The sequence below is a fragment of the Streptosporangium sp. H16 genome (genome assembly GCF_051918855.1).
Lineage (GTDB): Bacteria > Actinomycetota > Actinomycetes > Streptosporangiales > Streptosporangiaceae > Streptosporangium.
Genome location: NZ_JBPXMD010000018.1, coordinates 97,304 through 118,702 on the forward strand (window position 1 = coordinate 97,304; position 21,399 = coordinate 118,702).

Consider the following 21,399-nt stretch of genomic DNA (forward strand, 5'->3'; position numbering starts at 1 on the left):
ATCACTTTCCCTTGGTCGTGGAGACGACAGGAGGAACCGTTACGGGGTCCGTTTCGCCTTCGAAGAGTTCCGGTCCGCGAGGCGCGGTCACCGGATGACTCATTTCACCGGCCGCGCCGGGGCTCCGCCATCGCCGCCGAATAACCGAACGTTTCCGGCACCCGAAGACAGGGGCCGTACCGGCCCCGGAGGGTGGTGGCGATCACGGTCCCGCCATGACGCTCACGGCGTCAGGGCACGGCGCAGTTCCGCGAGCGAGTCGACTCCGAGGACGTCGTGTGCTTCGCGGAGGAGCGTGGTGACCGTGTCCAGGTCGAGGACCATGCTGTAGGCGATCTCGGACTTGGAGTGCCCGTCCGCGGCGAGCCGGGCGATGCGTTGCCGACACGGGTCCAGGGCGTTCACCCGCCGGCGCCGGAGGCGAGAAGCGGACCCGAGCCGCCGCGCGACGGCGTCGCCGAGCGACACGGCGCCGCACTCCTCGGCCAGTGTCAGTGCCTCGGACAGCAGAACGCGGGCATCGTGATCGCTCCGGGTCAGGGCTGTGCCGAGTTCGGCGAGAGCGTGGGCCTGTTCGAGGCGGTGCGGCGTGGGGCGCAAGATCCGGATCGCCTCCTCAAGAAGCTCCGCGGCCGAGTCCGGCTGCAACACGGCGAGGGTCCGCAGGGCTCGCGCACGGGCCAGCTCGCCGCCGAATCGATCCGCTCGCCGCATCCCGACGGCCACGACCTCGCGGGCCTGGTCCGGCGCGGAGTGTCGCAACGCCCGGCCGAGATCGAAGCGCCACAGGCACATGGACGGGTTGAGCAGGCACGCGTTTTCGAGCCACTGCCCGACCCGGCGCAGAGTGGCGGCGGCACCGGCGGTCTGACCGCGCGCGAGTTGAAGGGCGGCTCGAACGGCGTTCGGCACCGGGAGCACCAGCGCGTCGGCCAAGGACGTGCCGTACTCGCGGTCGCCGCACACCGCCTGCGCACGCTCGACGTCGCCACGCGCGAGCAATGCCTCGATCAGGGTGCCGGTGGCGAACTGCTCCCCGGGCGTTCCGGGACCGGTGCGGTCGGCCAGGCGCAACGCGATCTCGGCGTCGGCGACCGCGTCAGCGAGTCTTCCCTCCCGCAGAGCCACGTTCGCCACATGGGCACGGGTGAACGTGAGATGGGTACCGCGCCAGCCGTTGCGGTCGAACTCTTCCATCGCCTGCTCGAACAGACGTCCGGCCATCGAGAGGTCGTCGGAGTACAGGTGGACGAATCCGGTCATGGTACCCACCTCCATGCCCTGGTCGAGGTCGGCGAACGACACACCGTTCCGGAGCACGGGCCGGATGGCCTCCGCCGCGGCGGTCCGCGGCTCACCGCGCAGCACCAGGCTCCATGCGTGCGTGGCGATGAGCAGACGCTCCACGTGGCCGGTGCCGGACAGCGGTGGGGCGGCCCGGTCGAGCAGCAGCATGCGGTCGGGCCGGTGCGGGTCGTCGGCCCACCATGTCGCCCACAACAACTGCTCTGCCCGCAGGCGGTCACGCAGAGCGTCGTCACGGCAACCGTCCAGTGCCCGGTCGAGGGATCGGACGGCGTCGCCGAGCCGGTTGGCGTAGCTGTACGCCTTGGCGAGCGCGATCGCCGCCTCGACGCCCTGGGCGTCATCGGCGGCATGCTTGCGGGCGGCGAGCAGTTCGGGGATGGCCGTGGCCACCTCGCCCAGCGCCAGCGCCTGCCCGTAGCGCATTCGTACCTGGCAACGCCGGCCGGGCGGGGGCGGCTCGGCGACCGCGCGCCCGAGGTAGCGGGCCGCCGTGCCTGCCAGGCCGGAGCTCATCGCCTCGGCGGCTGCGGCGGCCAGCCGGTCGACCACCCAGGGATCGCCCGCGGTGTTGACCCGCAGCAGGTGAGCAGCCACCGTCTCGAGGCCGGCATCGGCATGGTGCAGCAGCCTTGCCGCCGCGAGATGGGTGTCGCTGCGCTGCGAGGGGTCGATGGCGTCGTAGACCGCGCTTCGGATGATCGGGTGCCGGAAGTCGACACTGGACCGGTCGGCCAGGATCGCGGCCCTGCAGAGCCGGTCGTATTCGCGCCCACCTTCCTCAGAGGTCAGTCCCGCGAGACGTACGGCCTGGTCAAGCTGGATACCGGGGCCGAGCACGGCGATCGTACGGGCCAGCCGCCCCGCCGACGGCCCCAGCATGCTCAGCCGCTCGTTGAGGTGGACCACGACCTGGCGAGGTATGAGGCGAGCGACGCGCGTGGCGGACTCGGCCGTCGGCGCGAGCCGGCGCTCGTGGGCCAGATCGAGCATCCACCGCAGATAGAACGGATTGCCGCCGCTGTGCTGGTGGAAGGCCGAGCAGAACGTCTCGTCGGGAGGGCCGCCCCGCCGCCCGAGGCTGCGGTCGACGATGGCACGCACGGCGTCCAGGCTGAGCGGCCGGGGCCGGATGATCGAGGTCGCGCGCAGGATGATGCGGGTGAGCGCCGGAGACGTCGTGGGCTCGTCCGGCCGGCAGGCGAGCAACAAAACGACAGGCAGTCCGGCCAGCCTGTCGCTGAGAAACTCCAGCCAGTTCAGCGACTCCTCGTCCAGCCAGTGCGCGTCGTCGACGGCCAGCAGCAGCGCGTCGTCGCGTCCGGCGGGGTCGGTGGCGTTGACCAGGAGCCAGTACAGGGCTTCGGTCAAGCCGATCATCGAGCCCCCTCGCCGCGTATGCGGCAGGCCGAGCGGTACCCGCGCGAACGCGGCGGCGCCGGCGAACAGACGCTGCCGATCCTGGCCACTGTGACCGGCCGCCCAGCGGCCGAGCAGCGTTCGGACGCCGCAGAAGGCCATCGTCTGATCGAGTTGATTGCCGCGCACCACCAGGGGAGTGATCCCACGCACGGCGCTTTCCGAGCACACCCGCGCCAGCAGTTCGGACTTGCCGATTCCCGCCGGGCCCTCGACCACGATCGTGGCCCCCGCCCTTCTGCGGACGTCGTCGAGCGACGATGAACAGGAATTCAGATCGTCGTCGCGTTCGAAGATGCCATTGTCCGCGGCGGTGTGACCAGGCAGTCGCAGTGCTTGCAGAACGTGCCGCTCATCGAGGGCGCCCCTCCCCGCGGCGCGGGCACAGGCCACGCAGCCCGCGACGACCTTCGCGACGAATTCGTCCCGCAGTCGCCGTTTGCCGGCCATCACCTCGGAGAACGTGGCCGCCGCGACCCCGCTACGGCGAGCCAGCGTCGCGTCGGTAGGTCCGCCCACGACCCGCTGTAAGGTGCGCAGCTGGCGCCGAAGATGGTCGTCGGAGTCCGGACGGGCCATTTCCGCTCCTCACGTTCCTTGAACGCGCCGCACGGGACAGGCCACAGCGATCAATTCACTTCCGATCGGCCACAGCCGGAGAAAAAAACAGTTTAGCGATTTTCACAGCATGTCACCGGCGCATTTCGCACGGTCCTTCTTCTGAGAGGTCGTGCGAAACTCGGGACCCGAAGCCCCGAGGTCGCGAGGAGCCGGAGACGGCTCAGAGCACGGAGCCGCCGGTGGCGTCGAGGGTGGTCCCGGTGACCCAGCGGGCGTCGTCGGAGACCACGAAGGCGACGACGTCGGCGACGTCCTCCGGGGCGCCGACCCTGGCGAGGGCGGACTGCCCGGCCGCGTACGCCTGTGCCCCCGGGTCGCCGCGCAGCCAGCCCGCGTTCATGTCGGTGTCGGTGATGCCCGGCGAGACCGAGTTCACCGTGATCCCGCGCGAACCGAGTTCCTTGGCCAGCGTCCGGTTCAGCACCTCCATCGCCCCCTTGGTCGCGACGTAGGCGGGACTCTGGGGGAAGGCGATCCTGGTCACGCCGGAGCTGATGGTGACGACGCGCCCGCCGTCGCGCAGGAGGGGCAGCGCCCGCTGGATGATGAAGAACGGCGCCCTGACGTTGACGGCGAACATCCTGTCGTACGCCTCGGGCGTGACCTCCGAGATGCCGCCGGGGACGATGATCCCCGCGTTGTTGACGAGGATGTCGAGCCCGTCCACCTCCTTTTCCAGGGCGGTGAAGAGCGTCTCCACGTCCCCCGCCACACCGAGTTCCGCCCGGACGGGGAACGCCTCTCCCCCGGCCTCGGTGATCGCCGTCACGACCTCCCGGGCCGCCGCCTCGTCCCTGGCGTAGTGGACGGCCACCCGGACCTCCTCGCGCCCGAGCCGCAGGGCGATCGCCCTGCCGATCCCCCTGCTCGCACCCGTCACCAGCGCGGTTCTCACATCGCCTCCCAGGTTTTATAGCGATCGCTACAAAATCGAACCGTAGCAGGGTTTTGTAGCGTTCGCTATACAATGCTCCGGTGAGCAGGAAACGAGCCTTCGACCGCGACACCGCGCTGGAGACAGCGCTGCTGGAGTTCTGGCGGCACGGCTACGAGGCCACCTCCATCGCCTCGCTCACCGCCGCGATGGGCATCCGCCCGCCCAGCCTGTACGCCGCCTTCGGCGACAAGCGGCACCTGTTCGAGGAGGTCGTCGAGCGCTACAGGAGGTACGACTTCTCCTCGCGGGCGCTGGCCGAGGAGCCGACCGCGCGGGCGGCGATCTCCAGGATGCTGCGCGAGGCGGCGGCCAACTACACCGGCCCCGGGCACCCGCCGGGCTGCCTGATCTTCAGCGCGGCGGTCAACGTCGGCCCGGAGTCGGCCGACGTGCGGGAGGCGATGCGCGGGATCAGGGAGGCCGCCAAGGCCGCGCTCACGGCGCGCATCGCCTCGGACGTGGCGGCGGGCCTGCTCCCCGAGGGCACCGACGCCGGAGCTCTCGCCCTGTTCTACGCGGCCACGATCCAGGGCATGTCCGCCCAGGCCCGCGACGGCGCGACCCGGCGGAATCTGGAACGGATCGCCGAGCTCGCGATGCTCGCCTGGCCGGGGGAACGGGAGGGCACTCCGGACGAGCACCCTCCCGCCCGGCGAGACGCTCCGGACGGGCACCCCTGACGCGGCCGGGGGTGATCCCCGGGCCGGGTCACCCGCTCTTGGCCGAGGTGTCCTCCGGGGCCGCGTCGGGAACGGAGGCGCGGAGCCAGCGGGTGCCGTACGGCTCCAGCGTGAACCTCACCCGGCCGTCGGAGGGCAGGTCGAGGGTGCCGTCCACCAGCAGGTCGACCAGCGTCTCGCAGCCGCCGAGCTTTTCGAGCACGAGATCCACCTTCGCCTCGCGGTCGGCGAAGTTGTGGACGGCGACCACGGTGCCGCCCTCGGCGTCGGCCCGGTGGGCCAGCACGGCCACGTCACCGGCGTCCAGGATCTCGTACGCGCCCCAGGCCAGCTCGGGCGACTCCCGGTAGCGCTCGACCAGGAGCTTGATCCAGCTGAGCAGCGAGTCGGGGTCGCGGCGCTGGTCGGCGACGTTGACGTTGCGCGGGCCGAACTTGCCGGTGGGCGAGGTGACCTTGGTCTTCGGATCGGGCGAGAAGCCGCCTCCGGCCGACCACTGCATCGGGACCCGGACCGCCATCCGGCCCTCGGCCTTCAGGTTCTCGCCGAGACCGATCTCCTCGCCGTAGAAGAGCACCGGGGTGCCCGGCAGGGAGAACAGCACGCTGTAGGCCAGCTTGAGCCGCCGCAGGTCGCCGCCGAGCATCGGGGGGAGGCGGCGGCGCAGGCCCCGGTCGTACACCTGCATGCTCTTCTCCGGGCCGAAGGCGTCGAAGACCTCGTGCTTCTGCGCCTCGGTGAGCTTGTCCAGGGTCAGCTCGTCGTGGTTGCGGACGAACATCGCCCACTGGGAGTCGTCGGGCGGTTCCGGCCGGTCGCGCAGGGCCTCGGCGAGGGCCTCCGGGTTCTGGCGGGCCATCGACAGGTGGAAGCGCTGCATGGCGATGAAGTCGAAGCACAGGGTGACCTCGTCGCCGTTGTCCGCGTCGCCGAAGTACTTCATCAGGTCCGGGTAGGGCAGGTTGACCTCGCCCAGCAGGATCGAGGCGCCGTCGCGGCGGTTCATGAAGGCGCGCAGGTCGGCGAGGAACTCGTGCGGGTCGCCGCCGATGCCCTCGATCAGGAACGGCACCGCGTCCACCCGGAAGCCGGACAGGCCGAGTTCCATCCAGAAGCCGAGAATGCGCGCGATCTCGTCGCGGACCTGCGGATTCGCCGTGTTCAGGTCGGGCTGGAACTTGTAGAAGCTGTGGTAGTAGTACTGGCCGGTCTTCTTGTCCAGCTCCCAGAGGCTGTCCTCCTTGTCGGGGAAGACGATCGCCTTGGGGTCGACGGGTTCCGGCTCGTCCTGCCAGACGTACCAGTCGCGCTTGGGAGAGTCGCGGCCGGCGCGGGCCTCCTTGAACCAGGGGTGCTCGTCGGAGGTGTGGTTGACCACCAGGTCGGCGATCACCCGCATGCCGCGGTCCCTGGCGGTGCGCATGAACTCCACGAAGTCGCCAAGGGTGCCCAGCCGGGGGTCGACCGAGTAGAAGTCGCTGATGTCGTAGCCGTCGTCGCGGCTGGGGCTGGGAAAGAACGGCATCAGCCAGATACAGGTCACCCCGAGCCGGTCCAGGTGGTCGATCTGCTGGGTGAGGCCCCGGAAGTCACCGATGCCGTCACCGTTCCCGTCCTTGTAGGTCTCGACGTCCAGGCAGTAGACGACGGCGTTCTTCCACCACAGATCAGCCGTATAGGTGAGTCGCATGCGTGCGCACTACCCTCCCTTGACGTTTTTATGAGACAACACCGACATTGGGCCGGCGCCGGAGAGGTCGGCGAGCCCCCGGCGCGTTACGGTGGACGGGACGGCCAGGAGGAGATCATGCGACAGCTGAGGCGCGGCGCGCCCTTCGGCTGGCTGCTGGCCCTGCTGCTGCCGCTGCTCGTCTCCGGCGGGTTGAGCGGGGGCGGCGCCACCGTCCTCCTGCGGCACACCACCGTCACCCAGTCCTCCGGCGAGCACCAGCGGCTCTCTCGCCCGGCCTCCGACGGCGGGCACAGGAACGCCCTCGTCACCGGCCTCTCCGCCACCGGGATCGGCCTGGGGGGCGGGGGCGGCCATCCGCTCGCGACCCCGCCGGCGGACCTGCGGCACCTCTCCCTCGCCACCGGCCTGGACTCGCGCCCGGCCCGCGACGACGACACCCGCCCGCTCGCGGCCCTGCTCGTCAGGCCGGGGCGCGCGCCGCCCGCCTCCGCCGCCGGCTGAACCGTCCCGGAGCCGCTCCGGGCCTTCGCCGTACCGGAAAACGCCTTTCCCGTACCGGAAAGCCGCCGTACGCGAAGCATGCCGGCGTCCTGGAAAGACCGGCCCCTCCGGCATCCCCGAGGACAGTTCCCCAGCCTGTGGAGGCTCCCATGTCGCGTGCCCCGGTGGTACGCGCGGTGGCGGCGTTCGCCGTCATCGCCACCTCGCTGTTCATCGCCCTGACCATGTCGCCGCGCCTCGGCCTCGATCTGCGCGGCGGCACCCAGCTCGTACTGGAGACCAGAGACTCACCGACCGTCAAGGCCGACGCCGCGGCCACCGACCGCACCCTCGAGGTGCTCCGCCGCCGGGCCGACGGCCTGGGCGTGGCGGACGCGCCGCTGGCCCGTTCGGGCGAGCGGCGCATCATCGTGGAACTGCCCGGCGTGCAGGATCCGACCAAGGCCGCCGAGGTCATCGGCAAGACCGCGCAGCTCACCTTCCACCCGGTCCTCGGCGTCCCCGACCCGGCGGCCGGCACCAAACCGGGGAAGGGCGAACAGATCCTGCCCGACGAGAGTGGCGGCGCGCTGCACATCGGACCGGCCGCCCTCACCGGTGACGGCGTCAGCGGCGCCGAGGCGGGGATCGACGCCCAGCAGGGCAGCGGCTGGTTCGTCACCGTCGACTTCCGCGACAGCGGCCGGGCGGAGTGGGCCGAGCTGACCGGCCAGGCCGCCTGCAACCCGGCGGGCGACCCCAAACGGCGGGTCGCCATCGTGCTCGACTCCAAGGTGATCGTCTCCCCCCAGGTGAACGAGGACGTGGCCTGCGACGTCGGCCTGCCCGGCGGCTCCACCCAGATCACCGGCACCTTCACCGCGGAGGAGGCCGCCGACCTGGCCCTGCTGATCAAGGGCGGCTCGCTGCCGGTGCCCGTCGAGATCATCGAGCAGCGGACCGTCGGCCCGACGCTCGGCGCCGCCGCGATCACGGCCAGCGCCTGGGCCGCGGTGATCGGCATCGCGCTCACCGCGCTGTTCATCGTCGTGACCTACCGGCTGGTGGGCCTCATCGCCGCCTTCGCCCTGGCCTGCTACGCGCTGATCTCGTACGCGGCGCTGGTGGGACTCGGCGCCACGCTCACCCTGCCGGGACTGGCCGGCTTCGTCCTGGCGATCGGCATGGCGGTCGACGCCAACGTGCTGGTCTTCGAACGGGCGCGGGAGGAGTACGCGACAGAGCCGGGGTTGCGGGGCGCGCTGGAGAAGGGCTTCCGCAACGCGTGGAGCGCGGTGGCCGACTCCAACATCACCACGCTGCTCGCCGCCGGACTGCTGTTCTTCCTGGCGTCCGGACCGGTACGCGGCTTCGGTGTCACGCTGAGCATCGGTGTGATCGCCTCGCTGATCACCGCGATGGTCATCACGCGCGTCCTCGCCCAGTGGGCGGTTAGCCTCCAGGCCGTCTCCTCGCGGCCCAGGCTGACCGGCCTGTCCGACATCGGGCGCGTCCGCACCTGGCTGAACGCGCACAAGCCCGACCTGATGGGCCGCCGCGCGGTGTATTTCCTGGTCACCTGCGTGCTGGTGGCCGCGTCCGTGGCAGGGGTCGCGGTGCGGGGACTCGACTTCGGTGTGGAGTTCACCGGAGGCAGGCTCGTGGAGTACTCCACGAGCACCCCGATGACCGCCGACGCCGCCCGCGAGCTCGTCAGCGACGCCGGGTTCCCCAACGCGGTGGTGCAGTCCTCCGGCGAGGACATCTCCGTACGGGCCGGTCAGATCAGTCCCGCCGACGTGGTGCGGATCGAGAGCGCGCTGGAGAGCGGGGGCGCGTCGGTCACCAAGCAGCGCGACGAGCTCATCGGGCCGAGCCTCGGGGACGAGCTGCGCCGCAACGCGCTGATCGCGCTGGGGGTCGCGCTCGCCGCGCAGCTCGCCTATCTCGCCTTCCGGTTCCGCTGGACGTTCGGGCTGGCGACGGTGCTGGCCCTGGTGGCCGACGCGGCGATAGTGATCGGCGCGTTCGCGTGGCTGGGCAAGCCGGTGGACGGGGTGTTCCTGGCCGCGATGCTCACCGTGATCGGCTACTCCGTCAACGACAAGGTCGTGGTCTTCGACCGGGTCCGCGAGCTGTGGGGTGCGCGGCCGAAGGCCCCGTTCGCCGAGGTGACGAACACCGCGATCCTGCAGACCGTCCCCCGTACGGTCAACACCGGCCTGGGCGCGCTGTTCATCCTGGCCGCGCTGGCGGTGCTCGGCGGTGACTCGCTGACCGACTTCGCGGTGGCGCTGCTGATCGGGATCGTCGTCGGCACGCTCTCCTCCGCGCTGGTCGCGGCGCCGCTCGCGATCGAGCTGGAGCGGCGCAGGCCCACCGCCCCGCCCCGGCCCAAGCGGAGGGGGCCGGCCCCGGCCCGCCAGGGCTCGGGCGCGGTGATCTGATCGCCTCCGCCTTTCCTACTAACCCTACAAATGATGGGTGAATTTATACACAAAACTATTGCCATCTGGGACTAAAGGCAGAACTCCTCGGCTGGCAAGGGTCCTCGACAGGGGCACAACACTGTTGCGAGATCTTCGGCCGTTGAAGCAGGACGGTCACGAAAACGGGGAGAAAGCATGAGCCACGCGGTCAAGATGAGCCCTCAGATGCAGAAGAGCATCGATGCGTGCATGGAGAGCCACAGCCGTTGCGAGCAGACCATGACCTACTGCCTCATGCAGGGGGGCCGGCACGCCGACATGGCGATGATGGGCCCGCTCATGGACTGCGCCGACATGACCCGCATGTGCGCGGACATGATGATGCGCCAGTCGCCGATGGCGATGGAGATGGCCGCGATGTGCGCGAAGGTGGCGAGCAAGTGCGCCGAGGCGTGCATGTCCATGGGCGACGACTCCATGATGAAGGAGTGCGCCAACGCGTGCCGGATGTGCGTCGAGGCCTGCCAGGCCATGGTCGGCGCGCGAGCCTGAACGACCGTCCGGCCGGTCTTCGCCGGGCCGTCCACGTCGGTAGAGGGATGACGTGAACGGGACGCGGGGCGACATGGCGGAACAGAAGGTGAAAGAGAGTGAAAGGGGCGCCGCCGATCCGATCGGCGGCGCCCCCGCCATGACCGGAACAACAGGAATCCTCCGCTTTCAGCAGGAGACCGCGCCTCGAATCCCGCTAGTGTGCTTGGCGTCTGATTTCCCTGCTGCCGAAGGCGGATGCAATCGTGGCGGACGACTACGCGACGACTTTCAAGATCGTTGATGTTGACGGTGACGGCCTCATCTCGGTTCCCGAGCTGACGAGGCTCATGGAGGTGCTCGGCCAGCCGATCACCCCGGAGGCGGCCGCGGCGGCCGTCGCCAGGATCGACCAGGACGGCGACGGCCTCATCTCCCTGGAGGAGTTCGCCGGATACCTCGCCCAGACCCGGGCGGGCTGACCTTCCGGCCCCGATCCGGACTCCTCAGACCGGACCGGCCTGCGAACCGGATCCGATCGAGGCATCCCGCCCGTCCCCGGGCCGGGCACCCCGATCGGATCCGGTCCAGCCACCCTCACCGCAAACCGACCCCGGCCCGCCGCCCCCGGCCTCGCTGATCCCGGCCGAAACCCCCTGCCGGGAAAGCCGGCGTACGCCGCCACCCCCCTCGCGCACGGCCGGGGCGCCCCCGGCCTGCCTCGCCACCGACTCGCCACCGACCTGGTGGCATGTTGACGCGCCATTGACCGCACAATAACTTTGGGTAGTCATATGAGCGCACAGCGTAGCGAAGGCTCGGATCGACGTGTGAACACCGACGTTCCCGAACGGTCGTCGCACGCCGATCCCTTTCAGAAGGCGATCTCGCGTCTCGCGCGTGAGGCCGTCCGGTCGCCACGATCCGCGCTTCCGCTCGCTTCCCGTCACGTCCCGGCCGGAAGGCGATCCGGCGTCTTTCGCCTGACCGCCTCGGGGGCCGGCCTGCTCGGGAGGCCTCACAGAGGAAGAGGGCAGATAATGAGGAGCGCATCCAGCGGCCGCGCCGGGAGCGCGCCGCATGACTCGCGTGGTGCCCGGCATCCGGTGACCGTCATGGCCGAGCAGATGACCGACGTCTTCCTCGACCTCGGTTACCGTGTCGCCGAGGGGCCCGAGGTCGAGGCCGAGTGGTTCAGCTTCGACGCCCTCAACATGGACGACCGCCACCCCTCCCGCGCCCCCGAACGCACCTTCTACGTCGAGCACCCCTCGGCCCCCGGCCGGAGGTCGGGTCTCGTGCTGCGCACGCACACCTCACCGGTGCAGGTGAGGGCGATGCTCGGCACGCCCCCTCCCCTGCGGGTGGTCTGCACGGGCCGCGCCTACCGTCCCGACCCGGCCGACGCCACCCACAGCCCGGTGTTCCACCAGGTCGAGGGCCTCGCCGTCGACCTGGGCCTCACCATGGTCGACCTGAAGAAGACCCTCGACCACTTCGCCGCCTCCGTGTTCGGCGGCGGCACGGTGACCCGGCTTCGCACCCACCGCTTCGCCTACACCGACCCGTCGGCGGAGGTGGACGTGGAGTGCGCGGTCTGCCGTGGCACCGGCGCGGAGGACCGCGCCGAGGTCCCTCGGGAAGGCGCCGCCGGAGACGCTCCCGCGGACCCGTGCGGGACCTGCGGCGGCGAGGGATGGATCGAGTGGGGCGGGTGCGGCATGGTCCATCCCCGGGTGCTGGCGGCCTGCGGTGTCGATCCGCACAGGTACGGCGCCTTCGCCTTCGGCATGGGCGTCGAGCGAACGCTGATGCTGCGGCACGGGCTGAAGGACATGCGCGACGTCGTCGACGGCGACGTCCGCTTCCCCCTCGGGATGGACGAGTTCGCCCCCGGCAGACCGCGGCCCAGGCCCCTTCCCCGGGCCACGCCCCCGACGCGAGCCGTGCCGGCCGCGCGGGCCGTGCCCGACATGGAGACCATCCCGCTCGCGCGCGGCCACGCTGCCAGGGCCGCGCGGAGACGGGAGGCCGGTGGAGGGCTCACCCGGTCACAGAACCTGCGGCGGCGGATCGGGCACGCGCTGGCGGGAGCGGGATACGTCGAGACGCCGTGTTTTCCCTTCGTCTGCGACGCCGCGTGGGACGCCTTCGGCCTGGCGCCCGACGACCCGCGCCGCGCCGCGCTGACGCTCACGAACCCGATCAGCCCGCGCGAGCCGTCACTGCGCACCACGCTTCTCCCCGGGCTGCTGGCCGCGCTGGGTCTCAACCTCACCCGGGGAAACCCCGCCCCGGCGCTCTTCGAGCAGGGGACGGTCTTCGTACCGCCCGCGAGCGGCGACCTCCCGCCCGTTCCCCGGGCGGACCGCCGCCCCACCGACGACCAGCTCGACGCGCTGAACACCGCCATCCCCGCCCAGCCTCGCCACCTCGCCGCCGCCCTGACCGGCGAGTCGTCATGGGCCCGCGCGGTCGACGCCGCGCGTACGGCGGCGCACATCATGGGGGCCGGACTGGTCACCCGGCCCACCGAGTACGCACCCTGGCTGCCTGGACGCTGCCTGGAACTGCTCGTCGGGGGGGCCGTGCTGGGCCACGCGGGCGAGCTGCGCGCCGGTACGGTTCAGGCCCTGGGCCTGCCCCCGAGGACGAGCGCCATGGAGATCGACCTCACCGCGATGGAGCACCTCACCGACCTCGGGAGCAGGTGACTCCCGAGGCGGCCCGCCGGCGGGGGCGTCAGACGGTCGTGAGATAGATCTGGCCGAAGACCTCGGAGAGCTTCTTGAGGTCGGTGGTCATGTCCGTCTCGGGACTGGCCGGGTTGTAGACGCCGGCCAGGCGGCGCTGGATCGGGAGGAGCTTCTTCAGCTGGTCCCAGGCGGTCAGCCGGTTCACCGCGCCCTGGGCGTTCTGGACGCTGGTCCACACGTTCACCTGCTGGGCGCCGCCGTCCTTGACGGGCGCCGACAGACGTGAGGCGATCTTGGCGTCGGTCACCTGGCCGACGAGCCCGGTCTCCTCGGCGGCGACCTGGGCCAGGACGTCCCACGAACGGGCGCGGACCTGGATCCACTGGTTGAGGTGGGCCTGCTCGGCGTTGATCTTCCAGGCGTCGTAGCCGCCGTACAGCAGGCCGCTGTCCAGGGAGAGCTGGTCGACGCGGCCCGCGATCAGGGGAGACTCGATCTTCTCGGGAGCGAGCAGCGGGTACCGCTTGCGCATCTCGGCCTTGCAGGTGTCGTTCGCGCCGCAGGCGAGCTCGGGCACCACCGTGTGGATGCCCAGCCGCTTGCCGGGCGCGGCCTGGCGGAGGGCGTCGGAGGCCGCGGTGACGAACGCGGTGATCTCCGCGTCGGTCTTGAACGTGGTGTTGTAGCCCAGCTGGGAGGTGAACCGGATGCCCGCCACCTCCGGGCGCGCGGCCAGCGCGCCGATGCGCTTGACGGCGGCGGTGAAGGTCTCGGTGCCGGCCTTCCAGTCGTCGGCCAGCTCGGTGTCGATCCAGACCCTCAGCTGTACGGCCTTCGCCGCGGTGATCGCCTGGCCGGCGGGAGTCTGCGCCGCGGCGGCGGCCGCGGGGTCCTGGGCGCCCGTGGGGGTGGGGGTCGGCGCCGGGGTGGAGGCGCCGGTCTGCTCGTCCCCGGCGACCGTGCCGTCGCCGCCCTCGCCGTGCCCGTCGACCGCGCACTGCTGGCCGGCCTCGCAGTCGGGCGCGCCACCGTCTCCGGCCCCTTCGGGGAAGGGCGAGTTCTCGTCGCCCTCGGAGCCGCCGCCGGGCGCCTCCGGGCAGACCGATCCGGCGGCCGAGCAGTCGAGGAACTTGCCGTCGCTCGGGGTGGCCTCCTTGAGGTGGGCCCCGTCGTCGGCACCCCAGAACAGCGCGACGCCGAGGGCCTCCTCCGGCTTGGCCAGCCAGTGGCACACGACGTAGGCCGGGGTGTCGGCTCCCAGCAGGTCGTTACAGCTGCGGGGATCGTCCTGCGAGTATGCGGCCCCGGGCGTCATGACACCGACGAGCGCGAGCGTGGCGCTCACGGCGAGAGCCCGGCGCAGAGTAAGTCGCATGTCCTGAACTCCCCGAAAGCTGGTCAAAACGATCGATCCGCACTTTACCCAGATCACGATGGGCTCGACAGCCCCAGTCAAGGAATCATCAGCATTCCGATATCTCCGCTATCTCCGCCGTCTCCCGCCGGACCCGTACCCGGCCGTCACCCTTCACACCACCGCCGTGCCGCGGTGAGCCGGCCCGGCTCGGGCGGCGGATCATACTCGGGTGAGGGCGCCGGGGCATTGCGGCTAGCGGTAATACCGGAGGCCCCGCTGGCATGAAGGACCAAACGGAGGCTGCCAGCGCAGACGACGGGCGGCAAAAACGACATCATGATGTGGTGAACAACTGTCCAGAGGCGGGAGGGCTCCCCCCGGCCGTCGAACCGCCGACGAGAAACCCCGTCGCCGTCGACGGGAGCGCACCGATCAACACATCTCGAAACGGATCCTCATGTCACCGCACACCAAGGATCTGAGCAACGGGTTCCACGGCCTTCCCAGGGCGGACGAGATCATGCATCTCGCCCTGGCCACCGGCAACCTGCTGAAACGGCTGGAGAGCGCCAGAAGCCGGGTCGACCAGTCGCTGATCCAGCAGCGGCGATTCGTGTCCGACGCCTCCCACGAGCTGTTCACCCCGATCGCCGGGCTCAGAACGCTCCTGGAAGAGGCGCGGCTGCATCCCGACGAGACGGATCTGGACGAGCTCCTGGCAGACGCGCTGGAGGGCGTCGACCGGCTCCAGAGGATCGTCACCGACCTGCTGGTGCTGGCGAAAGTGGGGGCGCACACGCCTGACGCGTTCGTCAACGTGGACCTGGGAGAGATGGTCCGCGCCGCGATCTCGCGGCGCGATAACGGTGTCCCCGTACGGCTTCGGCTCGCCCCCGGGGTGCGGGCGAACGTCATCGACGCCGAGATCACCCGCCTCCTCGCCAATCTCCTGGACAACGCCCAGCGCCACGCCAGGCACGCGGTGCTGGTCGAGGTGTGCCGGAACGGCCGGTACGGCGAGCTGGCCGTCACCGACGACGGTGACGGCATCGCCGCCGCCGACCGGGAGAGGGTCTTCGAGCGGTTCACCCGGCTGGACACCGCCCGCTGCCGGAACCGAGGAGGCACCGGGCTCGGCCTCACGATCGCCCGTGACATCGCCGAGTCCCACCGAGGGACCATCGACGTGGAGGACTCCAGCACCGGTGGCGCGCGGTTCGTCCTCCGCCTACCCCTCGCCGTCCATGAGCTGCCAGAACATTCCTGATATCGCCGATATCAGGAATGATCAGCCGAAACCGTCTCGATCGGTGTCATCACTATCGGTATCACCACGGAGAGCGACGTCCCCTCCTCCGCGGAGCTCGCGACCCGCAGCCTGCCGCCGAGCGTCTCGACGCGGTCCTTGAGCCCGATGAGCCCCGACCCCTTGCCGTAGTCGGCTCCTCCACACCCGTCGTCGCGGATCGAGAGCCGGACGGCCGCTCCGGCCATGTCCAGGGTGACGTACACCACGGAGGCGTTCGCGTGCTTCGCCACGTTGGTCAGCGCTTCCGCGGCCGTGTAGTAGAGGGCCACCTCGACGTGCTCCGGCAGAGGTGGGACGGACTCCAGTTCGAGTTCGACGGGAAGGGCGGAGCGGCGTGCGAGCGCCTTCAGCGCGGGCACGAGCCCGCCCTTCGAGAGGATCGCCGGGTGGATGCCCCGTGAGAGCTCCTGCAGATCGTTCACGACCCCGTTCAGTCCCTGGACCGCCCGGGACAGCTGTTCCCTGAGTTCGGTCATCGGCGGCGGCAGGCCGTCTTCCACCGCGCGTAGCTCCAGCCCGAGCGAGACCAGGCGCTGCTGGGCTCCGTCGTGCAGGTCGCGCTCGATGCGCCGGCGGGTCTCGTCGGCCGCGGCGACGACGCGGGCGCGGGAGGAGGCGAGATCGGCACGGGCCTGGGCATTGGAGATGGCGGTCGCGACCAGCTCGGTGAAGTCCATGATGCGTTCCTCCGCCCCCTCGAACCTCGGCTCCCGGGCGCTGGAGAACACGAGCATCACGCCCCACAGGCTTCCGTCGACGATGATGGGAGAACCGACGGTGGAGGTGACTCCCATCTTCCGGACCCAGGTCGCGATCTTTCCGCCGCTCTGCTCGTAGCTCCCCTTTCGCGTCAGGCGCCCGGTCTTCAGCACGGTGGCCGAGACGCTCACCTCGTTGAGTGGCCACCGCGAGCCGAGGGGCAGCACCTTCTCCGTGCCGTCCTGCCAGCTCCACGAGCCCAGCACCGTCACGTGGCCGGGGTCGTAGCGGTTGATCGCCACGTGATCCGCCTTCATGAGGGAGCCCATCTCGAAGGCGACCGCGTTGAACAGCTCCGCCGAGGAGATGCCCCGCGCCACGAGGGTCGCGACCCGCCGCAACGCCGCCTGCTCCTGCGCGATCCGGTGGATCTCGTCACGACTCGACGCCAGGACCGTCTCGGTGTTCTCGCGATCATGGGCCGCCCTCAGCAGCGCCTCCAGGGACGGCACCATCCGCTCACGCAGACGCCTGCGTACGGGCTCGGGCGCGCCGGCGGGCAGGACCAGCGTGCCGACCCTGACGCCGTTCTCCACGAGCGGCAGCGCCTCTCCGTGCTCTTCCCCGGGGAGCTCCTCGAGCCGGATCTCCAGGTTCGGTGCCTCCAGAGCCCGTGCCAGCAGACGCGAGGCCGGTGGCAGCGCGGTTTTCAGGTCCTTGGTACGCAACAGGACGTGGGCCAGTTGCGCAGCGAGATCCACCTCGTGCCGGCGGTTCTCCGCCTGGATGTTCAGCGAGCGCACCAGCGCCGCGATCGAGCTGATCGCGAACCCCACGAGAAGGAAGATCGGGATCGGGGTCCACAGCCCGCGCGTCCCGTACGAGAAGCTCCACGCGGGCGGGAGGTTGAAGTAGTTGAAGACGACGGCGCTGCCCACCAGGGTCGCCAGTCCCAGGCCCAGCCCCCACTGGATCGAGATCAGCAGAACACCGAGCAGATAGATCCCTCCGAGGAAGTCGCCCGACGTCACGCGCTCCAGGAAAAGGGACAGCACGGCTTCCGCCGCGATACACAGAGCGCCGCAGATGATCCCCAGCCAAAGGGGCGGCCGCTTTGTGCGCAGCAATAACGACAAAAGCCGTTCGCGCATGGAGACTAAGATACTCGCATGTCAGGAAGGGGTTTGACGGCCATTTCCCGACCGCTCTCCGCACGTACGGCCGCCCGAACCTCCGAGATGTCATTCTTTTAACCCCTCGTGACCATTTATTTAATCAAATTCGAAGAGAAGTGCAGGGCGAAAGGGCGGGAGCCGTGGGTGCGGACCGGGTACGAATAGCGCTGGCGGACGACGACGTGCTTTTTCGCGAGGGAGTCGCGAGCCTCATGTCGCGGTCGGGCTTCGAGGTCGTCGGCCAGGCCGGGGACGCGGCGGAGATCCTCGCCCTCGTCCGGCTGCACCGGCCCCAGCTCGTCATTCTCGACATCCGGATGCCCCCGACCCACTCCAACGAGGGCATCGAGGCGGCGCGGGTGATCCGCGAGGAGTTCCCGGAGACGGGGATCCTGCTGCTGTCGGCGCACATCGAGGTGGAGGAGGCGATGGAGCTGCTCGCCACCGGGCACCGGGTCGGCTACCTACTCAAGAGCCGGGTGACCGGGGTGGACGACTTCGTGGAGACGCTTGAGCGCATCGTCCAGGGCGGCTCGGTCGTCGACCCGAGTCTCGTACGGGAACTCATCAGGACCCACCGCAGGGGCGACCCGCTGGGACTCCTCACCGCGCGCGAGCAGGAGGTCCTGGCTCTGATGGCCGAGGGACGCTCCAACTCCGGCATAGCGCACAAACTGTGGATCACCGAGGGCACGGTCGAGAAGCACGTGCACAGCATCCTGTCCAGGATGCGGATACCGGGGACGGAGGACGACCATCGCCGCGTCCTCGCCGTGCTGACCTTCCTCGACGCCCGCTGAGAGACCCGCCGGGCCTGCCGGAGGACGCGAGGACGGTGACGATGATCGGGACATGTCTCCGGCCCGGCGGGCGTTCCGGGGCGGCGGGCGTTCCGGGGCGGCGCGCGATAATCGGGACATGCTTCCAGCCCAGCGGGCGTCCTAGATGCCGGCCGAATCCTCGCAGACGCTGCAGCGCGGCCTGCGGCTGCTGCGCCTGCTCGCCGACGGGCGGCGGGGCCGCACCCCCACGGAGCTGGCGGCGGAGCTGGAGCTGAGCCGCCCCGCGGTGTACCGGCTGCTCACCACCCTCCAGAGCGAGGGCTTCGTCCGCCGGGACGGCGACGGGCGGGTCCACCTGGGCTTCGGGGTCCTCGTCCTGGCCCGAGCCGTGCAGCCGCTGCTGCGGGAGGGCGCCCTGCCCACCCTGCGCAGGCTGGCGGAGGAGGTCGGGGCGACCGCGCACCTGACGGTGGCCGAGGGCGACGACGGCCTGGCCGTGGCGGTGGTCGAACCCTCCTGGACGAACATGCACGTCGCCTACCGCGAGGGCTCCCGCCACCCGCTGGAACGGGGCGCCGCAGGACTGGCCATCCTCGCCCTGCGCGCGGGCCGTACCGGCTATCTGGTCTCCGAGGGCCAGCTCCAGGAGGGGGCCAGAGGCGTCGCCGCCCCCGTGCCCGGCCTTCCCTGGCTGGAGGCGTCGGTGGGCGTGGTCACCTTCACCGCGCTCGACCCGGACGCCGTGGGCCCCCGGGTCGCCGCGGCCGCGGCGGAGCTGTCCGGCTCGCTGGCCTGACGACTCCTTCAGCGTTAACCACTAAGTAACCAGACAAATCCGCCCAAGAGCGGCGTAGAACCGGCAAGATGGCAATCTGAAGATCTTCACTCTCCGGCGCCAGAGAAAGAGCACCCCGTGCCCGACGAGCCTTCCCCGCACACTCCCACTCCGATCGACTCCAGCGTGGCCCACTCCGCCCGGATCTGGAACTACTGGCTCGGCGGCAAGGACAACTACGCCGTCGACCGTGAAATCGGCGACCAGTTCGTCGGGATTTTTCCGGACATCGTGGATATTGCCCGCTCGTCCAGGGCGTTCCTCTCCCGCGCCGTCCGGTACATGGCCGGCGAGGGCGGGATCCGCCAGTTCCTCGACATCGGCACCGGGCTGCCCACCGTCGACAACACCCACCAGGTCGCCCAGCAGGTGGCACCGGCCGCGCGCGTCGTCTACGTCGACAACGACCCCATGGTGCTGACGCACGCCCGCGCCCTGCTGACCGGTACCCCCGAGGGCGCGACCGAGTACATCGACTCCGACGTGCGCGACCCCGACGCGATCCTGGAGGCCGCCAAGGCCACCCTGGACCTCGACAAGCCCGTCGGGCTCATGCTGATGAACATCCTGGGTCACCTCACCGACATCGACGAGGGACGGGCGATCACGCGCCGGCTGCTGGCCGCCCTGCCCTCCGGCAGCTACCTGGCGGTCGCCGACGGCACCAACGTGATCCGCGGCGCGGAGTTCGAGAAGGCCATCGCCATCTGGAACGAGGCCGGCTCGGTCCCGTACACCCTCCGCAGCCCCGAACAGATCGCGAGCTACTTCGAGGGCCTGGAGCTGGTGGAACCCGGCGTGGTCTCGTGCCCGCTCTGGCGTCCCGGGCCGTCGATCGTCGGCGGCAACCGCGAGGTGGACGAGTTCTGCGCCGTGGGCCGCAAGACCTGACCGTGGGCGCCGGCGCGGTACCCCCGCGCCGGGCTCCGATGGACCCGCCGGTAGGGTGAACGCTGGTGCGCCGGGAAGTCTGGTCGGCAATGTCCGACTTGATCCCGAAAGTGGAGCGCCCATGAGCGATACCTCAACCAGCACGCCTCGCCTGTTCAGCCGGGGGTCGTGGGCCGAGACCCGCCGCATCGCGGACATACTGCGCGGGGAGACCTTCGGCGGAGCGCTGCTGCTGGTCGGCGCGGTGGCGGCGATGATCTGGGCGAACTCCCCGTGGTCGGACGCCTACGAGGGGTTGCGCGCAGTCAAGATCGGGCCCGCGGCCCTGCACCTGGATCTGACCCTCGCGGCCTGGGCCGCCGACGGGCTGCTGGCGATCTTCTTCTTCGTGGCCGGGCTGGAGCTCAAACGCGAGTTCGTCGCCGGCGACCTGCGCCAGGCGCGGCGGGCCGCGGTGCCGATCGCGGCCGCGTTCGGCGGCGTGATCGTCCCGGCCGCGCTGTACCTGCTCTTCACCCTCTCCAGCGGCGCCGCCGGCGCGGCGCGGGGCTGGGCGATCCCGACGGCCACCGACATCGCGTTCGCGCTGGCCGTGCTCGCGGTCATCGGCCGGTACCTGCCCGCGGCGCTGCGCACCTTCCTGCTCACCCTGGCCGTGGTCGACGACCTGCTGGCCATCGTCATCATCGCGGTCTTCTACACCGAGCACCTGTCGTGGCTGCCACTGCTGGGCACGCTGGTGCCACTGGCGATCTTCGCCCTGCTGGTGCAGCGCCGGGTGCGCGCCTGGTGGCTGCTGCTGCCGCTGGCCGCCACGGCCTGGGCGCTGATGCACGCCTCGGGCGTGCACGCCACCGTCGCCGGGGTGCTGCTGGCCTTCACGGTGCCGGTCGTCCGCAGCGAGCGGGCCGGCGGCCCCGACGCCGGGCCCGGCCTGGCCGAGCACTTCGAGCACCGCCTGCGGCCGATCTCGGCCGGGGTGGCCGTGCCGGTGTTCGCGTTCCTGTCGGCGGGGGTGACCCTCGGCGGGGTGAGCGGCCTGGCCACCGCCCTGGCCGACCCGATCGCGGTGGGCATCGTCATCGGGCTCGTGGTCGGCAAGCCTGTCGGGATCATGGTCGCGACCTGGCTGGTGGCCCGCTTCACCCGCGCCGACCTGGACGAGAACCTGAGCTGGGTGGATGTGGGCGGGCTGTCGGTACTGGCCGGTATCGGGTTCACCGTCTCCCTGCTCATCGGGGAACTGGCCTTCGGGGCCGGCAGCGAGAGCGACGCCCACGTCAAGGTGGCGGTCCTGGCGGGCTCCCTGATCGCGGCCCTGGCCGCGGCGCTCGTCCTCCGGCTGCGCAATCGTGTCTACCGGCGCATCCACGAGGCCGAGACCGCCGACCACGACAGAGACGGCATCCCCGACGTCTACCAGGCACGTTCCTGAGCGTACTCAGGGGAGCGGTTCCAGGAACTCCGGACGGGTTGTGGCCGTGGGAGTGGTCGCTTCCGGCCTCAGGGGGGCGGGAAGGGGTTCGGTGAACACCCGACAAAGGCGGCGCGGAAAATGTC

16 protein-coding genes are annotated in these 21,399 nt (G+C 70.6%); 11 read left to right on the forward strand and 5 right to left on the reverse strand.

Annotated features, from left to right (window positions below; genetic code table 11):
* Positions 1–222 precede the first annotated feature (222 nt).
* Complete coding sequence (locus tag ACTOQ2_RS27530; RefSeq protein WP_440103387.1) at positions 223–3,303, reverse strand: ATP-binding protein; 3,081 nt, start codon at positions 3,301–3,303, stop codon at positions 223–225.
* Between the two features lie 202 nt (positions 3,304–3,505).
* On the reverse strand, positions 3,506–4,240 hold the full coding sequence (locus tag ACTOQ2_RS27535) for an SDR family oxidoreductase (protein WP_440103389.1): 735 nt from the start codon (positions 4,238–4,240) through the stop codon (positions 3,506–3,508).
* 80 nt (positions 4,241–4,320) lie between these two features.
* Here ACTOQ2_RS27535 and ACTOQ2_RS27540 point away from each other — a divergent pair, with 80 nt between their 5' ends.
* On the forward strand, positions 4,321–4,962 hold the full coding sequence (locus tag ACTOQ2_RS27540) for a TetR/AcrR family transcriptional regulator (RefSeq protein ID WP_440103391.1): 642 nt from the start codon (positions 4,321–4,323) through the stop codon (positions 4,960–4,962).
* A 28-nt stretch (positions 4,963–4,990) separates the two neighbouring features.
* On the opposite strand, the gene ACTOQ2_RS27545 is transcribed toward ACTOQ2_RS27540, so the two are convergent.
* Complete coding sequence (locus ACTOQ2_RS27545; RefSeq protein WP_440103393.1) at positions 4,991–6,652, reverse strand: alpha-amylase family protein; 1,662 nt, start codon at positions 6,650–6,652, stop codon at positions 4,991–4,993.
* A 117-nt stretch (positions 6,653–6,769) separates the two neighbouring features.
* Between ACTOQ2_RS27545 and ACTOQ2_RS27550 the strand changes: the two genes are divergently transcribed.
* From ACTOQ2_RS27550 to ACTOQ2_RS27570, 5 genes are all read left to right on the forward strand, one after another.
* Entirely contained in the window at positions 6,770–7,156 is a 387-nt protein-coding gene (locus tag ACTOQ2_RS27550) for a hypothetical protein (protein ID WP_440103395.1), read from the forward strand.
* A gap of 149 nt (positions 7,157–7,305) precedes the next feature.
* Complete coding sequence (gene secD / locus ACTOQ2_RS27555; RefSeq protein ID WP_440103397.1) at positions 7,306–9,582, forward strand: protein translocase subunit SecD; 2,277 nt, start codon at positions 7,306–7,308, stop codon at positions 9,580–9,582.
* Between the two features lie 177 nt (positions 9,583–9,759).
* On the forward strand, positions 9,760–10,116 hold the full coding sequence (locus tag ACTOQ2_RS27560) for a four-helix bundle copper-binding protein (protein WP_440068853.1): 357 nt from the start codon (positions 9,760–9,762) through the stop codon (positions 10,114–10,116).
* A 245-nt stretch (positions 10,117–10,361) separates the two neighbouring features.
* On the forward strand, positions 10,362–10,577 hold the full coding sequence (locus tag ACTOQ2_RS27565) for an EF-hand domain-containing protein (RefSeq protein WP_362871798.1): 216 nt from the start codon (positions 10,362–10,364) through the stop codon (positions 10,575–10,577).
* Between the two features lie 558 nt (positions 10,578–11,135).
* Positions 11,136–12,809, forward strand: a complete 1,674-nt coding sequence (locus ACTOQ2_RS27570; RefSeq protein WP_440103399.1) for a tRNA ligase subunit PheS family protein — start codon at positions 11,136–11,138, stop codon at positions 12,807–12,809.
* Positions 12,810–12,837: 28 nt separating this feature from the next.
* Here ACTOQ2_RS27570 and ACTOQ2_RS27575 read toward each other — a convergent pair whose 3' ends face one another.
* Complete coding sequence (locus ACTOQ2_RS27575) at positions 12,838–14,166, reverse strand: hypothetical protein (RefSeq protein WP_440103400.1); 1,329 nt, start codon at positions 14,164–14,166, stop codon at positions 12,838–12,840.
* 439 nt (positions 14,167–14,605) lie between these two features.
* Here ACTOQ2_RS27575 and ACTOQ2_RS27580 point away from each other — a divergent pair, with 439 nt between their 5' ends.
* The gene (locus ACTOQ2_RS27580; protein ID WP_440103402.1) at positions 14,606–15,415 is read left to right on the forward strand and encodes a sensor histidine kinase; all 810 of its coding nucleotides are present in this window, start codon (positions 14,606–14,608) and stop codon (positions 15,413–15,415) included.
* A gap of 11 nt (positions 15,416–15,426) precedes the next feature.
* Here the strand turns inward: ACTOQ2_RS27580 and ACTOQ2_RS27585 are convergent, their stop codons facing one another.
* Positions 15,427–17,307, reverse strand: coding sequence for a sensor histidine kinase (locus ACTOQ2_RS27585; protein ID WP_440103404.1), 1,881 nt, complete (start codon positions 17,305–17,307; stop codon positions 15,427–15,429).
* Positions 17,308–17,471: 164 nt separating this feature from the next.
* Between ACTOQ2_RS27585 and ACTOQ2_RS27590 the strand changes: the two genes are divergently transcribed.
* From ACTOQ2_RS27590 to nhaA, 4 genes are all read left to right on the forward strand, one after another.
* Positions 17,472–18,131 carry a response regulator transcription factor gene (locus ACTOQ2_RS27590; RefSeq protein ID WP_440103406.1) on the forward strand — a complete coding sequence of 220 codons (660 nt, stop codon included), beginning with the start codon at positions 17,472–17,474 and terminating at the stop codon, positions 18,129–18,131.
* Positions 18,132–18,276: 145 nt separating this feature from the next.
* Positions 18,277–18,909: an IclR family transcriptional regulator gene (locus tag ACTOQ2_RS27595; RefSeq protein WP_440068864.1), complete on the forward strand. Its 633-nt coding sequence runs from the start codon at positions 18,277–18,279 to the stop codon at positions 18,907–18,909.
* 117 nt (positions 18,910–19,026) lie between these two features.
* Positions 19,027–19,839 (forward strand): SAM-dependent methyltransferase, encoded by an 813-nt coding sequence (locus tag ACTOQ2_RS27600; protein WP_440103408.1) that lies wholly within the window; start codon positions 19,027–19,029, stop codon positions 19,837–19,839.
* 121 nt (positions 19,840–19,960) lie between these two features.
* Positions 19,961–21,274, forward strand: coding sequence for a Na+/H+ antiporter NhaA (nhaA, locus tag ACTOQ2_RS27605; protein WP_440103410.1), 1,314 nt, complete (start codon positions 19,961–19,963; stop codon positions 21,272–21,274).
* The last annotated feature ends 125 nt before the right edge of the window (positions 21,275–21,399 follow it).